This window comes from Gluconobacter sp. P1D12_c (assembly GCF_018812105.1).
GTDB lineage: Bacteria > Pseudomonadota > Alphaproteobacteria > Acetobacterales > Acetobacteraceae > Gluconobacter > Gluconobacter oxydans_A.
The window spans coordinates 1-402 of the sequence record NZ_JACSIQ010000648.1; the positions used below are offsets into that span (position 1 = coordinate 1).

Annotated in this window: 1 pseudogene; it reads left to right on the forward strand. The window is 59.2% G+C overall.

Annotated features, from left to right (window positions below):
* Window positions 1-66: 66 nt before the first annotated feature.
* Window positions 67-402: pseudogene (locus tag KP705_RS21615) on the forward strand (Tn3 family transposase); the annotation flags it as partial.

Below are 402 nucleotides of genomic sequence, written 5' to 3' on the forward strand. Positions count from 1 at the left end.
GTGCAGTGCTGGAAACCGCGCTGCACCGGGTGACGGCTCTTGCCAGGAAGGGCGAGTTGTCACAGGCTGGAAACCGCGCTGCACCGGGTGACGGCTCTTGCCAGGAAGGGCGAGTTGTCACAGGTCCGGCTTGATGCACATGGTCTTGTGATTTCGCCTCTGAAAGCAATTACACCCCCTGCTGTGGAAGAGAAGTGGACCGCTGGATCAGCTTCACCGACTGCTTTACCCATCGCCGTTCCAGACGTGTCGAGGATGACAAATACGCCCTGCTGACGGTGATCCTGGCGGATGGGATTAATCTTGGTCTGACACGCATGGCCGACACCGCTGACGGTGATCCTGGCGGATGGGATTAATCTTGGTCTGACACGCATGGCCGACACCTGTCAGGGTGCCACC